The sequence below is a fragment of the Shewanella sp. SP2S2-6 genome (assembly GCF_031931965.1).
Classification (GTDB): Bacteria; Pseudomonadota; Gammaproteobacteria; order Enterobacterales; family Shewanellaceae; genus Shewanella; species Shewanella baltica.
This window is the reverse complement of the sequence record NZ_JAUOEQ010000040.1, coordinates 1-21,242: the sequence shown is the minus strand read 5'-3', so window position 1 is coordinate 21,242 and position 21,242 is coordinate 1. Positions and strand designations below refer to the sequence as shown.

Sequence of the window (21,242 nt, the reverse complement as noted above, 5' to 3'; positions counted from 1 at the left end):
GTAGCGCAGATTGTTCTGCGATCTTTATCAATAAAAACAGCCTCAATTGAGGCTGTTTTTATGTTGCAGGAATCGATATCAAACCCACATCATTTTAGACAAGTATTGTTATCTTTAATTATTCTGGTGCGATTGCATGATTGCGGTAGGCTTCACGATACTTGTCGACCCACATCGCCGTTGCGCCACAAATCGCCACAGGCATCACGATAAAGTTGACGATGGGGATCATCGAAAACAGTGTCACAGTAGCGCCAAAGCTAAAACTCGTGCCACGGGTTTGATTCAAGGCAAAGCGCATATCCTTAAAACTGACCTTATGGTTATCGAAGGGGTAATCGCAGTACTGAATTGCCATCATCCAAGCGCTGAACAGGAACCATAAGATTGGCGCCAGCGTTTGGCCCACCATAGGCACTAAAAACAGCAACAAAAATATCAGTGCGCGGGGCAGATAGTACTTGAGTTTGATCCACTCACGCCCGAGGATACGCGGTAAGTCTTTGATTAAATCGATGCCAGTACCGGTATTCAGCGGCTTGCCAGTTAATAGTTGCTCGACTTTTTCAGCCAACAGACCATTAAAGGGGGCGGCGAGCCAGTTCATCACCGAGCTAAACACAAAGGCGAGCATCACCAGCATAGTGGTCACTGCGAGTGGCCAAAGCAAAAAGTTTAACCAGCTTAAGTAGTCAGGCAACTGGGCATTCATCCAAGTGAATAGCGTATCTAACTGGCCTATTGCTACATAAATGACGCCCGCAAACAGCAGCAGGTTGATCATCAAGGGAATAAACACGAAAGTGCGCAGGCCTTTACGTGTAATTAAACCAAAGCCATCGAGAAAATAATTAACGCCGCTTTTGGCTGGGAAGGGCAAGGTTTTCTTCTGTGTCATATCGTCTTTCCAAAAAGTTGGGCTACATCTTGAGAGACTGCCTGATATAAAGATAACTGCGATTGTGATCAACTCATGGGCAGATGACAAGCTAAAAGCCGCATGAATTCAATAAAAAGCGTTACAAAATGCTGCCTGCTTTGTTAAAGTTGGCCGATAAATGTATTTGCACCACTGGGCTCATTTTCGGGCCAGACTTCAGAGACGCGCTAACTGGCACCATGAGATTAAAACAGATAAAACTTGCCGGCTTTAAGTCGTTTGTCGATCCCACTAAAATTCCTTTTTTACAGGCATTAACCGCCATTATTGGCCCAAATGGCTGCGGTAAATCGAATGTGATCGATGCCGTGCGTTGGGTATTGGGTGAAAGTTCGGCGAAACACCTGCGCGGTGATTCGATGGCCGACGTGATCTTTAACGGCTCAAGCGCACGAAAACCTGTGTCTGTGGCGGGTGTTGAACTTATTTTTGAAAATAAAGATGGTCGCCTCGCGGGTCAGTATGCCAGTTACGAAGAAATCGCCGTTAAGCGTCAGGTGAGCCGAGACGGTGAGTCTTGGTATTTTCTCAATGGCCAAAAGTGTCGCCGTAAAGACATTACCGACTTGTTTATGGGCACAGGTCTTGGTCCGCGCAGCTACGCCATTATTGAGCAGGGCACGATTTCTCGCCTTATCGAATCTAAACCTCAAGACTTGCGCACTTTTATTGAAGAAGCCGCAGGGATTTCTCGCTATAAAGAACGCCGCCGCGAAACCGAAAATCGTATCCGCCATACCCGCGAAAACCTCGAGCGTTTAGGCGATATTCGCAGTGAACTCGGCAAACAGTTAGATAAACTGGCGCAGCAGGCCAAGGCCGCGAAGCAATATCGTGAGCTAAAACAGGCCGAGCGCAAGACCCATGCTGAACTCCTCGTGATGCGCTATCAAGAGTTGCAAGATCAGATGGCGAGTCTGTCTGAGCAAATCCGCGCCATAGAAGTGCAACAAGCGGCGGCGCAGTCGCTCGCGCAAACCGATGAATTGCAAACGACTGAATTGCAAGTGCAACTCGCCCAATTAGCGGAGCAAGAACAACGCGCAGTTGAGGCCTATTATCTGACGGGCACCGACATCGCTAAGTTAGAACAACAGTTACAGAATCAAAAGCAGCGTGATGCCCAGCTTGAAACCCAGTTGGCGCAAGTTAAAGAACAGATCCTGCAAAACACCGATAAGCTCAACGGCTATAAAGCGAGTCTTAGCGCGTTAGAGCTTGAGCTTGCCAAGCTTGGGCCGCAGCATGATGAACAGCAAGAAATCATGGATGAGCTGCAATCCCAATGGGAAATGAGCATAGAGCGCAGTCAGCAGCAGGCCGAAGTGGCGCGCCAACAGGCCGTGGATGTTTCGCAGCACAAGTTACAGCTTGAGCTGCGCCGCAGTCAGTTGGCGCATCAACAGCAATTATTGCAGCATAAACAGCAGCAAAGCAGTGAGCAGCAAGCGCAGCTCGTCGCTTTAGTGGACAGCGACCTCGCCTCAAACATCACACCACTGCAACAAGAAATAGCGTCTCTTGCTGACGCCACTAGGCTACAAACCGAGATTAATCATCAGCAAGAACAAATTGTTAGCGCAAGCACGCAAGCTTTGGATGACGCCCGCCATAGCGCCGAGCACATTCAGCAGCAATTAACCGCGACTAAAGCGCGCCATGAGCTGGTTGAACAGTGGTTGACTAAGCAGGAACAGCAAAGTGATAAACCGCAGTTATGGCAGAGTCTAACCGTTGAAAATGGTTGGGAAACCGCGGCCGAACTCGCCCTCAATGGTTTGTTGACCTTGCCCGTTGGCGTCACTGAAACCGAAATGGGGTTTCAAGCGTTAACGTCGCAATCCACCCAGAGTGAGTATTTACAGGGTAAGGTGAATCTTGCCCCTTGGTTAGCGGGGCTTAAGTGGGCAAAAGATATTCACGCCGCAAAACAACTACTGCCAGAGTTAAAGACCGATGAGCGGATTGTCACCGCCGACGGGTATCTCCTCGGGCAAGGTTTTTTAATCACTAAGACAGAGGGCGCTCAGTCACTGGTACAGCTCAGCAAAGAGCAAGCCCAGCTAGCGCAAAACATCTTCGATTTGCAGCAATCCTTGCACCTACAGCAAGATAAGATGACTGAACTTGCGGCTACCTTGCAGCAGCAAAGACAACAATTGACTGCTGGCGCGCAAAAATTGCATCAATTACAGTTGGATAAAGCGACAAAATCGATGCAGCTCAGTGGCTTAACTGAGCAAGTGAAGGCGCGCGCTGAGCAGCAGAGCAAACTTGAAGCGGCATTAAGCGCGAGCTTGATTGACCTTGAACGCTTGAGCGAGCAATGCGAAGTATTGGCAGAGCAAGAAACAGAACTTGATGATGCGTTGCAGGGGAGTATTGATATTCAGCGGCAACTCACCCAAGACACGCAGGCCGATAGCGTGCGCCATCAAGCATTGAAAGCGCGTATTACTGAGGTTGAACGTCAGTTATCGACCACTGCTTCTGCCTTACAAGCTGTAACGATGCGCATGGCCGTCAGTACCGAACAAATTGAATTACAGCAAGTGCGTGTCAATGAACTTATCCACACCCGTGAGTTAGTGTTAGCCGAACTTGCCAAAGTCGCCCAATTAAGTGGCGTACAAAATAGTGTGCAGCTGACTGAGCAGTTAACGCAGTTATTGCAGCAACAACATGAGCAACAACAGGGCTTAAAAAACGTCCGTCAGCAGCAAAGTGGGCTCACTGAGACATTAAACAGTATAGGAATAAAGCAAAAACAAGAGCTTGGTAAGCTTGAGGGCTTGACTCAAAGCCTGAGCACGTTAAAGTTACGTCGTGAAGGAATAAAAGGCCAAGCCAATAGTCAGCTAGAAGCCTTACAGGAACAGCAAATTGTTCTGTCTGAAATCCTTGGAAACCTGCCTGCGGAGGGCATGCCTGACAAGTGGCAGAGTGATTTAGATCAAATACGGCAGAAAATTGTTCGCTTAGGCGCGATTAACCTTGCGGCTATCGAAGAATTTGAACAGCAAAGTGAGCGAAAATCCTATCTTGATCATCAAGATGACGATTTAAATAAGGGACTTGCGACCTTAGAGGAAGCGATCCGTAAGATAGACAAAGAAACCCGCAGCCGCTTTAAGACGACATTTGACTCAGTCAATGAAGATCTCGGACGCTTATTTCCAAAGGTGTTTGGTGGCGGTCGAGCTTACTTAGCATTAACGGACGATGATTTGCTGGAAACCGGCGTCACTATCATGGCGCAGCCGCCAGGTAAGAAGAACAGCACAATCCATCTTCTTTCGGGTGGTGAAAAAGCCTTAACCGCTTTATCATTGGTATTCGCAATTTTTAGGCTGAATCCTGCTCCCTTCTGTATGCTAGACGAAGTGGATGCGCCATTAGACGATGCCAACGTAGAACGTTTCTGTCGATTACTGAAAGAAATGTCGCAGAGCGTACAGTTTATTTATATCAGCCATAACAAAATAACCATGGAAATGGCTGATCAACTTATAGGCGTGACTATGCACGAGCCCGGTGTGTCTCGTATAGTCGCGGTAGACATAGAGCAAGCGGTGGCGATGGCTGACGCTGGATAACTAGAACAAAGACAGGGTAACCAATGGAAGATTTGCAACTAGTATTGTTTGTTTTAGGCGCCATAGCCATAGTTGCTGTGCTGGTGCATGGATTTTGGTCTATCAGAAGACAACAACCTAAGTCATTGAAAGATAGTCCAATGGGCAATTTTTATAAGAAACAGGCCGAGAAAGGTGAGTCGAGCCCTAAGCGAATTGATGCCGAAGGATTTGATGCCGACGGTATTGGTGCTGTGCGAGTGCGTAAAGCTGGCGAACTTGCGCCTAACAACGAGACTCCCGCGGCCAATCCTTATTTGAAACAAGAAGTAAAGCTAGAGACTAAGCCGCAAGAATTGACATCGCCAGAATTTAAAGCAGAACTTAAATCAGGGTTTAAGGTAGAAACGAAACACGAACCTATTCCAGCTCAGCCTGATTTTAGCTTGCAGCCACCAGTTGCAAAAGAGCAACACCGCGGTCCTAAAGTCTCGCGCCAAGAGCCCGTCTTGGGCACGCAAGTGCCGCAAATGGGTCAATCCCATGCTGCTATTGTGGCGCAAAAAGCCGCTGAGCAAGAACAGGCGCTACGTGCCGCGCCGCAGCAAACTGCTTTGTTTGAAGAAAATGAATATGAAACAGATCATCAACAAGTAGCGCATGTTGAACAAGCCGCTGAAGATGAATTAGGTGAGCCACGCGACGTGCTGGTTTTACATGTGGTCGCAAAAGATGGCCAACAGCTGAACGGCGCTGAACTACTGCCTTGTTTCTTAACTTTGAACTTTAAATATGGCGACATGAATATTTTCCATCGCCATGTGGATAATGCGGGCAATGGTAAAGTCTTGTTCTCTATTGCTAACATGCTAAAACCTGGCGTGTTTGATCCGGACAACATGGAGCAGTTCAGTACTCAAGGTGTGGTATTTTTCATGACGTTACCTTGCTACGGCGATGCTTTAATGAACTTCTCGATTATGCTTAATTCTGCGCGCCAACTCGCTGAGGAGATCGATGCCGTGGTGCTCGACGGTCAACGTCTGCCTTGGGGCGAGTTTACTAAGCAAGATTATTTACACCGCATTCGCGCTAACGCTTAGCCGACGCCGCAATTTGGCGGTTTATATATTGATGAGGCCGCTAATTGCGGCCTCATTTTTTATGATCTACTTTTGTTATCTAAAGCATTCTGGATAAAGAATATGCAAGACATTCAACTCGATACACTTCTGTCAGAAGACGTTAACCCTGAAAACGCATCGCAGGTGATGCAGGTGCTCAGCCAATCACTGAACGAGCACAACATTCGTTACTATGTGGATGATGCGCCGAGCATTACTGATTCTGAGTACGACAGGTTGATGCAGTGTTTACTCAAGCTTGAGGCGTTATATCCCCATTTGATTGTGGCTGATTCACCGACTCAAAGGGTGGGCGGATTGGCGCTCGCCAAATTTGATCAAATCACTCACCTTAAACCTATGTTGAGCTTAGATAACGCCTTCGATGAAGCGGATTTCAGTGCTTTCCACAAACGTGTCACCGATAAAGTGGGTGAGGTGAGTTTTTGCTGCGAGCCTAAACTCGATGGCCTTGCCGTGAGTATCTTGTATAGAAATGGCGTACTTGAGCGCGCCGCGACCCGCGGCGATGGTTCTGTCGGTGAAGACATCACTGAAAACGTTAAAACCATTAAATCGATCCCGCTTAAACTGCGCGGCAATGATTTCCCTGAACTCGTTGAAGTGCGCGGTGAAGCCTTTATGCCAAAAGCGGCCTTTGAGGCTTTGAATGACAGGGCGCGCGCCAAGGATGAAAAACTCTTTGTTAATCCCCGTAACGCCGCCGCTGGCAGCTTACGACAACTCGACAGTAAAATTACCGCTGCCCGTTCATTGGCTTTTTATGCCTATGCGTTAGGGGTTGTTGAGCCGGATTCTCATCCGTTAGCTAAAACCCATTTCGAGCAGTTACAGCAGCTTAAGTCGTGGGGTTTACCCGTTAGTAGCGAAATCAAAGTCTGCGCTGAATTAAGCCAAGTCTATGACTACTATAAAGACATTCTCACTCGTCGCGGTGATTTAGCCTTTGAAATCGATGGCGTCGTGATGAAAGTTAACGATATTGCCCAGCAGCAACGTTTAGGTTTTGTGGCTAAATCTCCCCGCTGGGCGATTGCCTATAAATTCCCCGCACAGGAAGAAATGACTCTACTTGAAGGCGTCGATTTCCAAGTGGGCCGCACAGGTGCGGTGACGCCAGTGGCGCGCTTAAAGCCAGTATTTGTTGGCGGCGTGACGGTATCGAATTCGACGCTGCACAATGCCGATGAAATTGCCCGTTTAGGCATTAAAGTCGGTGACACTGTGATCATCCGCCGCGCTGGTGATGTGATCCCACAAATTGTTGCCATAGTGCCCGAAAGACGCCCTGAAACAGCGACTGATATTGTATTCCCACACAATTGTCCTGTGTGCGGCAGTTTAGTCGAGCGTCTCGAAGGTGAGGCAGTGGCGCGTTGTAGCGGTGGTTTATTCTGTGAAGCGCAGCGTAAAGAAGCGATTAAGCATTTTGCTTCTCGCAAGGCTTTGGATATCGATGGCATGGGCGACAAAGTTGTCGAGCAATTGATTGATAAAGAACTCGTCCAAAGTCCTGCAGATCTGTTTAAGCTCACCGCCTCTATGATGACTATGCTCGACCGCATGGGGATGAAGTCGGCAACCAATTTAGCGGCGGCGATTGAAGCTGCCAAAACTACAACACTTGCGCGTTTTTTATATGCCTTGGGTATTCGCGAAGTGGGCGAGGCGACGGCGGCAAACCTTGCGGCGCACTTTGCCAGTTTAGATGCGCTGCGGGTGGCAAGTGTGGAGCAGTTAACTGAAGTGGAAGATGTTGGCGCCGTGGTGGCCCAGCATGTGGCCCACTTTTTTGCTCAGCCGCATAACCTTGAGGTTATCGATGCCTTAATCGCTGCTGGTGTGCATTGGCCCGCCATAGAAGCGCCAAGTGCAGAGGCGCAGCCGCTTAAAGGCCAAACTTGGGTATTGACCGGTACCTTAAATCAGCTCAATCGTAATGATGCTAAAGCGCAGTTGCAGGCGCTGGGGGCAAAAGTCGCTGGCAGTGTGTCGAAAAATACCGATTGCTTAGTGGCAGGTGAGGCGGCAGGTTCAAAACTTGCGAAAGCGCAGGAGCTTGGCGTTAAAGTGATGGATGAGGATGAGTTATTGGCACTGCTCGCTGCGAACGCTTGATTGCTGTGGGCTGAAATAGGCCGCTGGCTCTGGTCTGATGTTTTGAATCTACAGTTTAAAAACCACTGAATCGTAAGTATTAAATAGCGCCTTACCTATGGCGCTATTTTTATTTGCACGCGTAAAAAGAAATGGGGGAAAGATAGTCTGCTTTGGCTATTGAATTAGCCGCGATTGGCACCATCTCCTTAATATGCTGTTTTAGTTTTTGCTAATTGGAAACCTATTTGAATTTCAGTCACATCACTTGGCTCGATGATAAAGGCCATATTAAACCGCCGATCTTTTTATACGCACTCTTGGCTTATCTTGCGCGCGGTTGGTGCATTTTTATCGCCTCGCTGACCCAGATGGGTGACCGTTCTGAGTTAGTGCGGATTTTTTACCCTGAAAAGTCAGATTTTTTGCTAGCACTCGGGGCGGGACTGGGCGCGGTTTTGATTTATCTTGTGGTGATTGCCGAACGTCGCCGTTCGCCTCAATGGTTAAGACCTATTTTTGTGCATTTGAAATGGGGTCTGTGGTTGCTGCTGATGATTGATGGTGTCTTGCTGGGGCAGCGGCTGAACCATGGCCAATTCCTATTCCATTGGAGCCTCGCTTTAGACGCGTTAGTCTTGTTCTGGTCGGGCATTTATCTCATTAAATCGAAGCGACTCAGTTATTATCTCCGTGACTGGCCCAAAGAAGAGCCAAAAATAGAACAAAAAGAGCTTCAGCCTTAAGATCCTATCCTGTTGTTATTTAGTCCCTTTATTTAACACTGAGGCGCAGGGCACAAATTAATGTGTCTTATGCCTCAGTTTGATAAGGATTTTTCATGTGTACTCTGCATCGAACGCTTTGAATCATCTATAGTTATATGTACTTAGCTTGAATGTGCCCTGTGGGATACGCAGATGAGGTCATCTGTTTATGTCTCGCATCACATTTGAAAGGAGTCATACTGCGTGGCAAAAGTACCTCAAAAAAAATTATCACTATCAGAAATTCAACTTGGCATGAGAGTCAAGTTGCCCTTGTCATGGACGAATCACCCCTTTTTATTTAACCGCGTTGATATAAGCAGTGCCGCTCAAATCGAAATGATCCGTGGCTTAGGGGTTCCCTATGTGTTTTTGTTGTCGGAATCGAATGCAGAACTGGATATTGTTGAAGAAGACGAAGACATTGAAGACGAGATAGCAGTCGAACCCGAACGGGATCTCAAGGCCGATACCCGTAAGGCGATGCGTTTAAGTCAAAAGCGTTTTTTAATGAATGTGAATAATTCCCGTAATGTGTTTGGTAAAATAGTCAGCGATCCAGAAGGCGCCTATCGATTATCGGCGGCACTGGTCGAAGACTTGCTAAGCCATTTGCAGGAAGTTGAAACACCGTTCCTTACCTTGGTTGGGATGGATGAGAAAGATGTGAGTGTGACTCAACATGGCGTCTCTGTGGCTGTGTTGGCAATGATGATAGGTCATGCGCTGGATTTAACCCCAAGAGAGTTGCGTGATATCGCTCTTGGCAGTTTGCTGCATGATATCGGTAAGCTTAAAGTGCCCGATGTCATCCGCCGAAAGCGTGGCGCGCTAACGACACACGAAGCCAGCTATTTGCAAATGCATCCTAATTTTGGTTTTGACATGCTGAATCGGTCAGGATTATTCCCTAAAGAGGTGTTGAATGTCATTTTGCATCACCATGAATTTGTTGATGGTTCAGGGTTTCCTGATGGATTGACGGGGCATAAGATCCCAATCATTACGCAGATAGTGAGTTTAGCAAATGATTACGATCAGCAGCTCAGTGGTCAGCAAGTAACATCTCCTCAAGTGGCACTAGGTTATTTGTTTAAAAACCGTGCGAGTAAACATTCGGAATCACTGATTTCTGTGTTGGTTAAAATTCTCGGCATCTACCCACCGGGAACGATAGTAAAGCTCTCCGATGACAGTATTGCGAAAGTGATCATGACCACCAAAGAAGTAAGTCAGCCGCAAGTCTGGGCTTGCAAAGCGGACGGGAGTGACGCATCGCTGCGTTTCTTAAGTGATGAAGGCGTGACAGTGCAAAAAGCCATCAAAGCGGAAGAATTGTCCGAGGGCGCTATTCGTACCTTGCAAGTCGATAAAGGGGTTAGTTTTTATTTTAGTTCGCTACAAACTTGAATCTTATGCGCTAAGTTCCGTATTCTATCCGCTGATATGATTCCCTTAGGGCTAATATGGCGAATGTAAAAGCAGAAAATGGCGCAGTAAAATCCAGTGTTGCCTTGGTCGGTTGTGGATGGTTTGGTTTTGCTTTAGCAAAGCAGCTTGTCCATGAGGGCTATAGAGTCACAGGCTGTAAGCGCAGCGCCGAAGAATTATCGGCATTAACTGAGGTCGGGATTGAAGCCTATCCGCTGCAATTGGGTAGCGAAGCACCCTCTGCCCCCGATGCTCAGGCATTAAGCGGTTTATTGCAAACCGATTATCTAGTGGTCAATATTCCACCCCGATTAAAACGCGGTAACGCTGCGTATCTTGAAGAATTACAACAACTCATCGCATTAACCCAAGGCTGGGAATATCAGCGGATTGTGTTTATCAGCACCACAGGTGTGTATCCGGCCAAAGATAAAGTGATGACCGAAGCCGATGCCTTGGCAGAATCTAGCGACAGCCAAGTGCTATTAGATGCAGAAGCTTTATTTCAAGCCTTGCCCCATGCCTGTATTGTCCGCTTTGCTGGACTCGTAGGTCCCAAACGTCATCCTGGTCGTTTCCTTGCCGGAAAAACCGATGTCAGTGGCGCTAATGTGGCAGTGAATTTAGTCCACTTAAGTGATTGTGTCAGCGCGGTAAGTCGGATTCTCGCGGCAACGGGTTCAGGTTTATCTGTGGCACCGATTTATAATCTTTGCGCGCCGACACACCCCACTAAAGCTGAGTTTTATCACGCCGCCGCTGAGTCCCTTGGTTTAGTCGCACCCGAATTTAATCAACAATCCATGCCGAGTAAAGTCATCCAAGGTGACGCAATTGTCACAGATTTAGGCTTTCGATATCAGTATGCTTCTCCGCTGGATATGCTAGCGGCATGTTGAGAAAGGTTAATTATTGTTAAAGGTAAAAGCCGAACTTTTAGGTTATCTTTGGGTTCCAAGTTTTGCTTGAGCGAATGTGTCATCCTTATTTAAACCAATGACGAATAAAAAGAGACAATATAATGAGCGTGTTTAATCGAGTTCGACCTATAGCCGCATTGGCGTGCGGATTAATGTTGAGTGCCAGCTTTGCACTGCAGGCCGCAAGTTTCGAAGAAGGCAAAGATTACGTCACTGTGGCGGGGATTACCGAAGCACAAAAGCCAGTGCTGCGAGAGTTTTTTTCCTATAACTGCCCACATTGCTATAAGCAAGAACCGCTTATGGACTTGACAGTGCAACTGCTCGGCAAAGACGTGGCTTTTGAGCGTACCCCTGTGGGCGCTGGTCGTCCTGCTTGGGAGCTGAGTCAGCTTGCCTACTATGTGGCGCAAAAATTAAAGATGACTAAGCAAACCCATGGCGCTATTTTCAAGCAAATCCATGAGAAAGGTGAGCAATTTACTGCGCCTGAACAGGTTAAAGCCTTCTTTGTCGCCCAAGGCGCTAAAGTGGATGATGTTGATGCCGCAATGAATTCAGTCGATGCCAAATTCACCCTAATGAATTATGACTCTCAAGCTGAGCTTGCTGGGATTAAGGGCGTACCGTCATTACTGGTTAATGGCCGTTATATGCTGACGTCGACCGCGCACACGCCAGAAGAGTTGGCTGCATTAGTTAAGTTTTTAGCTGCTAAGTAACCGCGTTTAATAAATGGAGATAGACTCATCGCGGCTAACGAATAAGTGCCTTGCGAGCCGCATTGGGAAACTTATCCCGCTATTCGCTAATCTAGCGTTAATAACCCAGTCTAGGCTGGGTTATTTTTTGCCTGAAATTGAAAAAGCAATTGTGAATCAAATTACGCAATAACTATTAAGTGAAATGCTGAAATGAAACGGCTTTGCTGCCGGCCTAACGTGACTTGGATGAGTGATTTGAAATCGCCTATTGATTGAAGAACGAATGCTGATATCTCATCCATCTTTAGTGGTTAAACCCTCAAACCATATGATGCACTTTCAGTCTAAAGTCATCTTTAAGGTTGTTTAAATTCCTAATTTTCCCAGCTCAGACAACACGTTATTCCTATTTTTTACTTGTTCCCCCGCCTTATTCACCTAAATCCCACTCATTCTTGTTCGACATTGGTCTAACCTGTTGAAAAAGTTGAAACTGTATCCAAATGTAAAATCATTGTTAACTCATTGAATTTATTTCTATTCACTATTTATGGACAGTGTTTTGAATCACGAGTTAGACGAAAGTCGTGATTGTGCTCACACCAGCTGTTGCTAGATTAAACAAGACTTAAAATTAAAACAGTACAGGGGAGTCACTATGGGTTTTGAAAACAATGACAAGGCAAAAGGTTATTGGCGCGAGAATTTACGTCTCGTACTGAGCTTATTAGCCATTTGGGCGGCAGTCTCTTTTGGATGCGGCATTTTATTGGTTGATGTACTCAATGAAGTCCATTTCATGGGATTCAAATTAGGTTTCTGGTTTGCACAGCAGGGATCTATGTATGTATTCGTTGCGCTTATTTTTGTCTACGCGGCAAAAGCCAACGCCTTAGATAAAAAATATAACGTACAAGAAGACTAAGGAGCGTTGAGATGGATGTTCAAACACTAACGTATATTATCGTAGGGCTCTCGTTTGCGCTCTACATTGGGATTGCAATCTGGACCCGAGCGGGTTCAACCAAAGAATTCTATGTCGCAGGTGGTGGCGTTCACCCTGTAGTGAACGGTATGGCAACGGCGGCAGACTGGATGTCGGCGGCATCGTTTATTTCGTTAGCAGGTATCGTGTCTTTTGTCGGTTACGACGGTAGCGTGTACTTAATGGGCTGGACGGGCGGTTATGTATTGTTGGCCCTGTGTATGGCGCCGTATCTACGTAAGTTTGGTAAGTTTACTGTGCCAGATTTCGTTGGTGAGCGTTATTACTCACAGGCGGCGCGTACTGTCGCAGTTATCTGTGCCATCTTTATTTGTTTTACCTATATTGCAGGGCAAATGCGCGGTGTGGGCGTGGTGTTCTCGCGCTTCTTAGAAGTGGAAGTCGACACGGGCGTGTATATCGGTATGGCGGTCGTGTTCTTCTACGCCGTACTCGGTGGTATGAAAGGGATTACTTACACTCAGGTTGCTCAGTACTGTGTATTGATTTTCGCATTCATGGTGCCAGCCATATTTTTATCTGTGATGATGACAGGCCACATTATTCCACAAGTGGGTTTCGGTGCTGAATTGCTCGATGCCGCGGGTAATAATAGTGGTGTTTACTTGCTTGAAAAACTCAACAATGTGTCAACTGAACTTGGCTTTGCCCCTTACACCGACGGTTCTAAGAGCATGATTGATGTGTTCTGTATTACTGGCGCGTTAATGATGGGTACTGCGGGTTTACCCCACGTTATCGTACGTTTCTTTACTGTACCTAAAGTGAAAGATGCGCGTATCTCTGCGGGTTGGGCGTTAGTGTTCATCGGTATCATGTATACCACAGTGCCAGCGTTGTCAGCGTTCTCTCGCGTAAACATGATTGAAACCATTAACGGTGCTGATTCGCAAGGTGTGGCCTATGAGTCTGCGCCGCAGTGGATTAAAAACTGGGAAAAAACCGGCTTAATCAAGTGGAACGACAAAAACGGCGACGGCAAACTTTATTACGCAGCTGGTAAGATGGAAGATCCTGCTAGTAAAAACGAAATGAAGATCGATAACGACATCATAGTATTAGCTACGCCAGAAATTGCCAATCTGCCAGCGTGGGTTATCGCTCTGGTTGCAGCGGGTGGTTTAGCTGCGGCCCTGTCAACATCAGCGGGTCTGTTGTTGGTGATTTCAACCTCGGTTTCACACGATTTACTCAAGAAAAACTTGATGCCAAATATCTCCGATAAAAAAGAGCTAATGTTTGCTCGTTTAGCGGCGGGTGTGGGCATTGTGATTGCGGGTTACTTTGGGGTGAATCCACCAGGCTTTGTGGCCGCGGTGGTGGCGTTCGCCTTCGGGTTAGCGGCTTCTTCATTGTTCCCAGCGATCATCATGGGTATCTTCTCTAAGACAATGAACAAAGAAGGCGCGATTGCCGGTATGTTAACGGGTTTACTGTTTACTGCGGGTTATATCATCTACTTCAAGTTTGTGAATCCAGCCGATAACGTTGCCGCTAACTGGTTCCTTGGTATTTCGCCAGAAGGTATCGGTATGGTGGGTATGTTAGTGAACTTTGGTGTGGCAGCGTTAGTGAGTCGTGTGACTACGGCAACGCCATTACATGTTCAGGAGATGGTCGAATCGATTCGTTTCCCTAAAGGTTCGGGTGAAGCCAGCGGTCACTAAGCTCATCGCTTAATCATTGCATCAACACAAGAGAGCGCTTCGGCGCTCTTTTTTATTGCGCATTTGGAAAGTATTTTGTCCAGTAGTGGAATGAGTCAATTGAGGAGTTAATGGGATCAATCTAAGGCTGACTTTAGTCGAATGTAGCCTAGCGACAATGCAGGCTATAGTGATGACATATAAGTAAAAGTTTCGCCTAACAGAAGGTGTTGCCTATGAATGCCAGTGAGTTACAACCCGTAGTGCAATTTCTACAAGGGCTAGTGCCCTTTGATACTCTGCCTGAAGATGTTGTGGTGCGCTGCGCTAAGGCTGTCACTGTTGGCTATTACAGTAAAGCCTCTGGTTATGTTCATTTTGATGCTAACTCACCTAAGTTATATATGGTGCGCAGCGGCGCCTTTGAGGTGCGCGATCCTGACGGTGTGCTGGTCGATAGAGTCGGCGAGGGGGAGTTTTTTGGTTTTTCGACCTTGTTATCGGGGGAGAAAGTCGTTAACAAGGTTGCTATTCTCGAAGACGGTTTGGTTTATCATTTGCCCCAAACCTTGTTCGATAACCTTAGAAGCGAGAGCCGCAATTTCGATAAATTTTTTACCCGCGCATTTGCTAAACGTTTGCGCCATGAGGCTCGCTTTAAGGCGAAAGATCTGACAACCACTAGTCGGATCAGTACATTAATGTCATCTGCGCCTATTGTTATCGATGCCCATGCTAGCGTTACGCAGGCGGCACTGTTAATGCGAAACAGCCGAGTGTCATCTCTGTTGGTAACGGATAATCACAAACTAGTTGGGATTTTAACTGATAAGGATTTACGTAATCGGGTGTTAGCGGCGGGGCTTGATGGCAGCGTTGCTGTGCATCAAGCCATGACAGTTTCGCCGATTTCAATTTCATCCAATGCATTAATTTTTGAAGCCATGTTACTGATGAGCGAGCATAACATTCATCACTTGCCTATTATCGACCAAGATAAAGCCATCGGTATGGTGACCAGTACTGACATCTTGCGCGGGCAGGGCTCGCAACCGCTGCTGTTGATTGGTGAGATAGAACGGCAGCAGGATCTTGCCAGTTTAATTGGCGTCAGTAAGCAAATCCCGCTGTTATTACAAAATTTGATCAGTGCCGATGCCAGAGCCGAAGAAATTGGCCGAGTGTTAACCTCTGTCACCGATGCGCTGACACGGCGGTTAATCGTGCTCAATCAGCAATTACTTGGTGAACCGCCGATGGCCTTTTGCTGGTTGGCGTTTGGATCGCAGGGACGTCAAGATCAAGCGGCATGTTCGGATCAAGATAATGGTCTGTTAGTCGCAGAAGAGATGGATGATTTTGCTAAAGGTTATTTTGATGCCTTAACCCATGCCGTATGTGCTGGACTTGATCAATGCGGTTATGAGTTTTGCCCCGGCAATATTATGGCGCAAAACCCTCAGTGGCGAATGTCGCTTAAACAGTGGCAACAGGTATTTGAACAATGGGTGGTAACGCCTGAGCCTAAGGCGTTAATGCACGCCAGTATCTTCTTCGATATGCGCTCGGTTTACGGTCCACAAACCTTATTTGATGCGCTGCAGGATAAAGTCTTAGCTCAAACCCGTGATAACGATATTTTCCTCGCGGGCATGACAGGTAATTCGCTGGTGGAGTCGCCGCCGCTGGGCTTTTTCCGCAAATTTGTCCTCGAACGTGATGGCAGCGAAGTCAAAGGCATAGATTTGAAGCATAAAGGCAATGCCTTGATCAACGATATTGCCCGTGTTTATGCCCTGTCGGCAGGGATCAAAGAAGTGAATACTGCGAAACGTATCCGTGCCTTGATGGACGCAAACATTCTCAATCGTAAAGATGCGCTTAATCTTGCCGATGCCCACGAGTTTATCGCCCATATGAGGTTATCGAACCAAGGTTATCAGCATAATCTCGGGCTAGAGGTGAGTAATTATCTGCTACCCGCGCATTTATCTTCGCTGGTTCGCCATCAGCTACGTGATGCCTTTAAAGTGGTGCATGAGGCGCAGGCGGGGATGAAGATGAAGTTTATGCGAAGTTTTTGATATGAATACATTGTTGCTGAAAACTCAGCTCAATTGGCGGGCGCTGCGTTGCCAACATCAGTTATTTAAGGGTTATTATCAATCGCTATTACCTCTGCTGGCGATGCCGTTATCCGAAGCGCCTTTGATGGCGATGGATTTAGAGATGACAGGTCTCAATCCGCAGCAAGATCAAATTCTCAGTATTGGCTTAGTGCCGATTGATCGCGGTGAGATCCCATTGGCACGCGCCGAGCAAAAGTTAGTGCAAATTCGCGGCAGTGTTGGCCAAAGCGCGACTATCCATGGGATCCTCGATAATCACCTGGTGCAGGCGGTCACCATCGAGGAAGCCATGGGTTGGTTTATCAATCAAACCTATGGTCGGGTGCTGGTCGCGCATCATGCTCCGCTAGATTGCCGTTTTCTGCAGCAGGATTTATTGGCGATTTACCATCAAGCCCTCGTACTCCCTGCTATTGATACGCTCATGCTTGAAAGGCATCGTTTGCTACGGGAACACTCAGTGATTAAAGAGGGGGATTTGCGTCTTGGTGCTTGCCGCGAACGTTACGGTTTACCCATTTATACCGCTCACAGTGCGTTGACCGATGCCTTAGCTTGCGCTGAATTATTATTGGCGCAAATGGCAGCTATGGGTGGCGCTGGGCAACTTACTGTGGCTGATTTATTGCAGCAATCGACTTAGCAGTTTCATCTTAGGTTAATCACTGACAGGCTAGACTCTGTAACCCGCTTTAAGCTTAACTTTTAAGTTTAAAATCAATGCCGCCAACTTGGCAATCCAACCAACTTGTACTTCACTCTACTAAACTGAGTGCGTAGGAGAATATGATGCCGTTACCTTTGCTTTGGATGGGTAGTGCCGTAATTGGCGCGGTTGTGTTGGCCGATGAGCGCGAGAAGCGTCAGCAACTTGAGCGCGATAGATTACTCGGTAAAGCGCCTAAGTATCCCGTCGCCAAGCGCGCTATGGTGGCGGCGCCGAGTCAATGGCAAAAGGGATTAAAACAAGTTGCGCCAATCCCAGGCAGTATCGTCTGTTGTTATGTCTTTGGGGTGATTGAACATACGGGTATCTGGCTGGGTGATGATTGCCTCGTAGAGTTACATGGCTCAGGGTTGGTGCGGGCCGTGTCGGTAAAGCGTTTCTTGGCGGGGCGAACGGGCAGCCAAATCTATCTTGCCTGTAATCACCAACATCAGCCTCTTATTGCCGACTCTGTGTTGCCCCGCGCTGAACAGGCGATTTATCAGTATCGGGAATACGATTTATTCGACAATAATTGCCATCGATTTGTTTGGTATTGTATTAGTGGCAGCGAAGGCGTGAGTAAAGGCTTTAATGAGTTAAATCAAAAACTCGCCGAACACTTTAATCAAGCTATCTATTGGGATGAGATGATCATTAGCAAGCTGAATGAATAAGTTCTGTAGTCATATACTAAAAAAGCCATCGCTTAAGATGGCTTTTATGTTTTAGTGAAACACTATGTAATCGTTTTGCAGAAACCGTTTACGGCTTACAAAAATAATCTACAGCGCGTTTGACTAACTCTATGCCTGTTTTATCACAAGGCGGTAACTTGGCATCACTGATATTGATAGGTGTGACACGATTTCCCCATTGCAGCAAGAGTGCGGCAGAGGTTAAGCCTGCGCCAAAGGCACAAGAGAGTATGGTTTGATTCGGCTTGATAATGCCTTGTTCTAACGCATCACAAATCGCAATTGGAATCGTCGCCGCCGAGGTATTGCCATAATTAGCGATGTTCACGAAGGCTTTTTCTTTCGGGATTTTCATTCGGCTAACTAAGGTATCAATAATACGTTCGTTGGCTTGATGCGGGATCACGAGATCCACTTCATCCTTATCAACACCACATTTTTCAAGCACTTTAGTGCTCAATTTATTCATTCCGTTAATCGCACGCTTGAAGATTTCTTGGCCATCGAATTCAATGAAAAAGTCCAATGAGTCGGCTGAGAATCTGTCCATCGCCGTGCCAAAGCCCGCTTTCAGAATATCACGACCTTCAGGATCGTTATTCAGCTCATAACCGAGCACGCCACCGGCAACATCTGTTGCTTCAACGACAACGGCACCTGCGCCATCACCGAATAACACGGCAGTTTCGCGGCGTGACCAATCTAAATAGAAAGAGAGACGCTCGGCACCAATCACCAATACTTTCTTGCTCTGGCCACTCTTGATTTGTGAGCTGGCTAAACCTAAGCCATATAAAAAGCCACTGCAGGCAGCATTGATGTCGAACGCGGCACAACTGGCGCCAATATTAGCTTGTACAGTTGATGCGATATTCGGGATCAAAGTGTCTGGGCTGGCGCTAGCCAGAATGATCATGTCGATTTCACTGCCATCGATACCCGCAGCTGCGAGCGCGCGTTGTGCTGCAACTGAAGCGAGTTCAGAGGTGTTAACATGACTGATATGGCGCTGGCTGATGCCGGTGCGAGATTTAATCCATTCATCGGATGTCTCGATAAAGGTCGCAAGATCATCGTTGGTCAGAGTGGCTGGTGGAACACATTTGCCCCAACCTGTGATAGTGGCGTACTGCATGGTGGTTTCTCTCAAATAAAAAAGGCAGAACCTGAGCGCTGCCTTGAATCGACAACAAAGCTTATCGGCAACTCTAATGGCCGTCCGTGATCTAGACCACCTGTTTGGCGACAAGATCTCGAATTGTCATTGCGGCATGCAGAATATGATGACGCAGTAGCGCCGTCGCTTTTTCTGTTTCTCTCAGTTTACAGTGGTTGAGCAAAGCTCTGTGCTCATGCTCTGCAGCAGGAATCCCCCCCGCGAGCAATAACTGCAAACGAATGTATCTATCACAATTAGTATTGAGGCCGTGAACAACCTCAAGGGTGTGTGGGCGATTAGCCGCCTGATATAAGCAAGTGTGAAATTGCGTATTCAACTCGCTCCAACTGGCAACGGCATCTTCATGTTTGAAGGCCGACTCCAATTGTTCGAGTACACGTTCTGCTTTTTCTAAATCAGCTTCTTTAAGCAGTGGGATCGCCTTAGCGAGCAGATCGGTTTCGATCATGGCACGTAATTCAAAAAGTTCGGTGACTTGCTCGACGGATAACACGGTCGCCGTTGCACCTTTATGGGGCTCAAACTTAACGAGTCCTTCGGCTTCGAGTTGCAATAAGGCTTCTCTCACCGGAATGCGGCTGACATTTAACGCTTCAGCCAACGCACTTTGTCTGAGTGGTTCTCCTGCGGCTATGTCACCTGAAAGAATTCTCTCTCTGAGCACTTCAACAACTAACTGGGTGCGGGTTTTGTGGACTATAGGCGTAGTTCGACTCATTATTTCCGTCTATTTCGGGTATTTTCTCGTTATCTGCCCAAGATTACCGTTAAAAACACCACAAATAAAGGGGAATGCTTGATTGAGTGGTGCATCTTAGGGATTAACAATGCCCAAACGGCGAGGGTTTTGATGGTTTTAGCTCTCTCAATTATGCGCCTTTCTTGGAAACAATCTTTAATGCGATAGCCATCTTTTTCCTAAGTGCGCTGTTTATCTGCTGCAATGAAGTACTTCGACTCGACGATTAAATTAGGCTTAACAGTTAAACATTTTACCTGAGAGCGTTGATTACGCACGATAAGGGCTATCTTGCATTGAGACTCTTGGGGCAAGGTGTTATCCGCATCGCGTCATAAGCATCACTAACGCTCAATTTAGCGCTAAAAGCACAACTTCGCGGTGCAATTTTTGATAATGAATGGAATAATAGCGCGATAACGCCTTAGGCGATTTTGGAGTATTACAGTGAGTCGAGCAGTATTTTTAGACCGTGATGGCGTGATTAACAAAGATCATGGTTATGTCCACTTAGTGGATGACTTCGAATATATCGAAGGTGTGTTTGAATCTTGCCTCTCTTTGAAGGACATGGGCTACAAGTTAGTTGTCGTCACAAATCAATCTGGTATTGCCCGTGGTATGTATACAGAAGATCAATTCCACAGCTTAACGGAGTGGATGGATTGGAACTTTGCCGACAAAGGCGTTGAACTCGATGGTATCTACTATTGCCCGCACCATGCTGAAAATGGCATAGGGGAATATAAGGTCGACTGTGATTGCCGCAAACCTAAGCCGGGTATGCTCAATGATGCAGCGCAATTCTTAAACATCGACTTAGCACTCTCAGTCATGGTTGGCGACAAAGCCGAAGATATGCAGGCAGCGAAAGCGGCGGGCGTAACCACACGTATATTAGTGCGCAGTGGTAAGGTTATTGTTGATGACAGTGATGCCACAGTGGTACTGGACAGTATTGCCGATGTGCCGGCTTACTTAAAAAGCCTAGGCTAGTTGCTACGCTACTACTTATAAGCAGATAAACATTTGCTGATAAGTTCATCTCAAGCAGCAACTATCATAGTAACCAGTAGCGCGAGTTGTCGCTCTTGTTGGATGAGAGTTTGCGTTAAAAGCGATCCAACATTGAATAAAGAGCTAACCAATAGGTTGGCTCTTGTCATTTCTAGCGCTGGGTTAACCTCATCTTTTCCCATAACTCAGCACAAATTCGATAATATTGGCGTTAAAACACACTTTTAGTTTAAAAAGTGTGCGCTTGAATCGTTTTTCGTAATTATTCGAGTAAAAGGGGTTGCGGTAAAATCTGACATCCCTATAATGCGCATCCACTGACCCAGCGGGGTCAACGGTTAAACGCTGAATAAGCTGCTAACCATGCTCTTTAACAATTTATCAAGCAAATCTGTGTGGACACTCACAGGTGTTGAGTTAATCGAAACTGCTTAACCTTCGGGTTGGCAGTCAAAAATTTAAATCAACCAATTCTTTCACGAGAGTGATGAGTGTTCATAGCAATATGTACAAAGACTTACTACTTATTTTCGAATAAATAG

Annotated in this window: 16 protein-coding genes; 13 read left to right on the top strand and 3 right to left on the bottom strand. The window is 46.8% G+C overall.

Annotation, left to right across the window (positions count from 1 at the left end; all coding sequences use genetic code 11):
• Window positions 1–118 precede the first annotated feature (118 nt).
• Complete coding sequence (gene cysZ / locus Q4Q57_RS19195; protein WP_311891742.1) at window positions 119–898, bottom strand: sulfate transporter CysZ; 780 nt, start codon at window positions 896–898, stop codon at window positions 119–121.
• A gap of 221 nt (window positions 899–1,119) precedes the next feature.
• Between cysZ and Q4Q57_RS19190 the strand changes: the two genes are divergently transcribed.
• The 12 genes from Q4Q57_RS19190 to Q4Q57_RS19135 all read left to right on the top strand — a co-directional run bounded on the left by Q4Q57_RS19190 (window position 1,120) and on the right by Q4Q57_RS19135 (window position 17,743).
• The gene (locus tag Q4Q57_RS19190; protein ID WP_311891741.1) at window positions 1,120–4,536 is read left to right on the top strand and encodes a chromosome segregation protein SMC; all 3,417 of its coding nucleotides are present in this window, start codon (window positions 1,120–1,122) and stop codon (window positions 4,534–4,536) included.
• Between the two features lie 23 nt (window positions 4,537–4,559).
• Window positions 4,560–5,618 (top strand): cell division protein ZipA, encoded by a 1,059-nt coding sequence (gene zipA, locus Q4Q57_RS19185; protein ID WP_311891740.1) that lies wholly within the window; start codon window positions 4,560–4,562, stop codon window positions 5,616–5,618.
• Between the two features lie 102 nt (window positions 5,619–5,720).
• Window positions 5,721–7,778, top strand: coding sequence for an NAD-dependent DNA ligase LigA (gene ligA / locus Q4Q57_RS19180; protein ID WP_311891739.1), 2,058 nt, complete (start codon window positions 5,721–5,723; stop codon window positions 7,776–7,778).
• 227 nt (window positions 7,779–8,005) lie between these two features.
• Window positions 8,006–8,503 (top strand): DUF2919 domain-containing protein, encoded by a 498-nt coding sequence (locus Q4Q57_RS19175; RefSeq protein WP_063884806.1) that lies wholly within the window; start codon window positions 8,006–8,008, stop codon window positions 8,501–8,503.
• A 225-nt stretch (window positions 8,504–8,728) separates the two neighbouring features.
• Window positions 8,729–9,934, top strand: coding sequence for an HD domain-containing phosphohydrolase (locus tag Q4Q57_RS19170; RefSeq protein WP_311891738.1), 1,206 nt, complete (start codon window positions 8,729–8,731; stop codon window positions 9,932–9,934).
• A gap of 56 nt (window positions 9,935–9,990) precedes the next feature.
• Window positions 9,991–10,854, top strand: coding sequence for an NAD(P)-binding domain-containing protein (locus Q4Q57_RS19165; RefSeq protein ID WP_311891737.1), 864 nt, complete (start codon window positions 9,991–9,993; stop codon window positions 10,852–10,854).
• Between the two features lie 122 nt (window positions 10,855–10,976).
• Entirely contained in the window at window positions 10,977–11,597 is a 621-nt protein-coding gene (locus Q4Q57_RS19160; protein WP_011847108.1) for a thiol:disulfide interchange protein DsbA/DsbL, read from the top strand.
• 640 nt (window positions 11,598–12,237) lie between these two features.
• Window positions 12,238–12,504 (top strand): DUF4212 domain-containing protein, encoded by a 267-nt coding sequence (locus tag Q4Q57_RS19155; RefSeq protein WP_106650870.1) that lies wholly within the window; start codon window positions 12,238–12,240, stop codon window positions 12,502–12,504.
• Between the two features lie 11 nt (window positions 12,505–12,515).
• The gene (locus Q4Q57_RS19150; RefSeq protein WP_311891736.1) at window positions 12,516–14,252 is read left to right on the top strand and encodes a sodium:solute symporter family protein; all 1,737 of its coding nucleotides are present in this window, start codon (window positions 12,516–12,518) and stop codon (window positions 14,250–14,252) included.
• Between the two features lie 215 nt (window positions 14,253–14,467).
• Complete coding sequence (locus Q4Q57_RS19145) at window positions 14,468–16,315, top strand: DUF294 nucleotidyltransferase-like domain-containing protein (RefSeq protein WP_311891735.1); 1,848 nt, start codon at window positions 14,468–14,470, stop codon at window positions 16,313–16,315.
• Between the two features lies 1 nt (window position 16,316).
• On the top strand, window positions 16,317–17,003 hold the full coding sequence (locus tag Q4Q57_RS19140; protein ID WP_311891734.1) for an exonuclease domain-containing protein: 687 nt from the start codon (window positions 16,317–16,319) through the stop codon (window positions 17,001–17,003).
• A gap of 146 nt (window positions 17,004–17,149) precedes the next feature.
• A complete protein-coding gene (locus Q4Q57_RS19135) occupies window positions 17,150–17,743 on the top strand; it encodes a lecithin retinol acyltransferase family protein (RefSeq protein ID WP_311891733.1) in 594 nt (197 codons plus the stop codon).
• Window positions 17,744–17,831: 88 nt separating this feature from the next.
• Here Q4Q57_RS19135 and Q4Q57_RS19130 read toward each other — a convergent pair whose 3' ends face one another.
• Both Q4Q57_RS19130 and Q4Q57_RS19125 read right to left on the bottom strand, forming a co-directional pair.
• Window positions 17,832–18,899 carry a ketoacyl-ACP synthase III gene (locus tag Q4Q57_RS19130; RefSeq protein WP_311891732.1) on the bottom strand — a complete coding sequence of 356 codons (1,068 nt, stop codon included), beginning with the start codon at window positions 18,897–18,899 and terminating at the stop codon, window positions 17,832–17,834.
• Window positions 18,900–18,990: 91 nt separating this feature from the next.
• Complete coding sequence (locus Q4Q57_RS19125; protein WP_311891731.1) at window positions 18,991–19,662, bottom strand: GntR family transcriptional regulator; 672 nt, start codon at window positions 19,660–19,662, stop codon at window positions 18,991–18,993.
• 468 nt (window positions 19,663–20,130) lie between these two features.
• On the opposite strand from Q4Q57_RS19125, the gene gmhB reads away from it, so the two are divergent.
• Window positions 20,131–20,679, top strand: a complete 549-nt coding sequence (gene gmhB, locus Q4Q57_RS19120) for a D-glycero-beta-D-manno-heptose 1,7-bisphosphate 7-phosphatase (RefSeq protein ID WP_311891730.1) — start codon at window positions 20,131–20,133, stop codon at window positions 20,677–20,679.
• The last annotated feature ends 563 nt before the right edge of the window (window positions 20,680–21,242 follow it).

Excerpts from the sequence above, each read along its gene's own strand:
- cysZ (WP_311891742.1), bottom strand. The coding sequence starts at position 898 with ATGACACAGAAGAAAACCTTGCCCTTCCCAGCCAAAAGCGGCGTTAAT.
- Q4Q57_RS19190 (WP_311891741.1), top strand. The coding sequence starts at position 1,120 with ATGAGATTAAAACAGATAAAACTTGCCGGCTTTAAGTCGTTTGTCGAT.
- zipA (WP_311891740.1), top strand. The coding sequence starts at position 4,560 with ATGGAAGATTTGCAACTAGTATTGTTTGTTTTAGGCGCCATAGCCATA.
- ligA (WP_311891739.1), top strand. The coding sequence starts at position 5,721 with ATGCAAGACATTCAACTCGATACACTTCTGTCAGAAGACGTTAACCCT.
- Q4Q57_RS19165 (WP_311891737.1), top strand. The coding sequence starts at position 9,991 with ATGGCGAATGTAAAAGCAGAAAATGGCGCAGTAAAATCCAGTGTTGCC.
- Q4Q57_RS19160 (WP_011847108.1), top strand. The coding sequence starts at position 10,977 with ATGAGCGTGTTTAATCGAGTTCGACCTATAGCCGCATTGGCGTGCGGA.
- Q4Q57_RS19155 (WP_106650870.1), top strand. The coding sequence starts at position 12,238 with ATGGGTTTTGAAAACAATGACAAGGCAAAAGGTTATTGGCGCGAGAAT.
- Q4Q57_RS19150 (WP_311891736.1), top strand. The coding sequence starts at position 12,516 with ATGGATGTTCAAACACTAACGTATATTATCGTAGGGCTCTCGTTTGCG.
- Q4Q57_RS19145 (WP_311891735.1), top strand. The coding sequence starts at position 14,468 with ATGAATGCCAGTGAGTTACAACCCGTAGTGCAATTTCTACAAGGGCTA.
- Q4Q57_RS19140 (WP_311891734.1), top strand. The coding sequence starts at position 16,317 with ATGAATACATTGTTGCTGAAAACTCAGCTCAATTGGCGGGCGCTGCGT.
- Q4Q57_RS19135 (WP_311891733.1), top strand. The coding sequence starts at position 17,150 with ATGCCGTTACCTTTGCTTTGGATGGGTAGTGCCGTAATTGGCGCGGTT.
- Q4Q57_RS19130 (WP_311891732.1), bottom strand. The coding sequence starts at position 18,899 with ATGCAGTACGCCACTATCACAGGTTGGGGCAAATGTGTTCCACCAGCC.
- Q4Q57_RS19125 (WP_311891731.1), bottom strand. The coding sequence starts at position 19,662 with ATGAGTCGAACTACGCCTATAGTCCACAAAACCCGCACCCAGTTAGTT.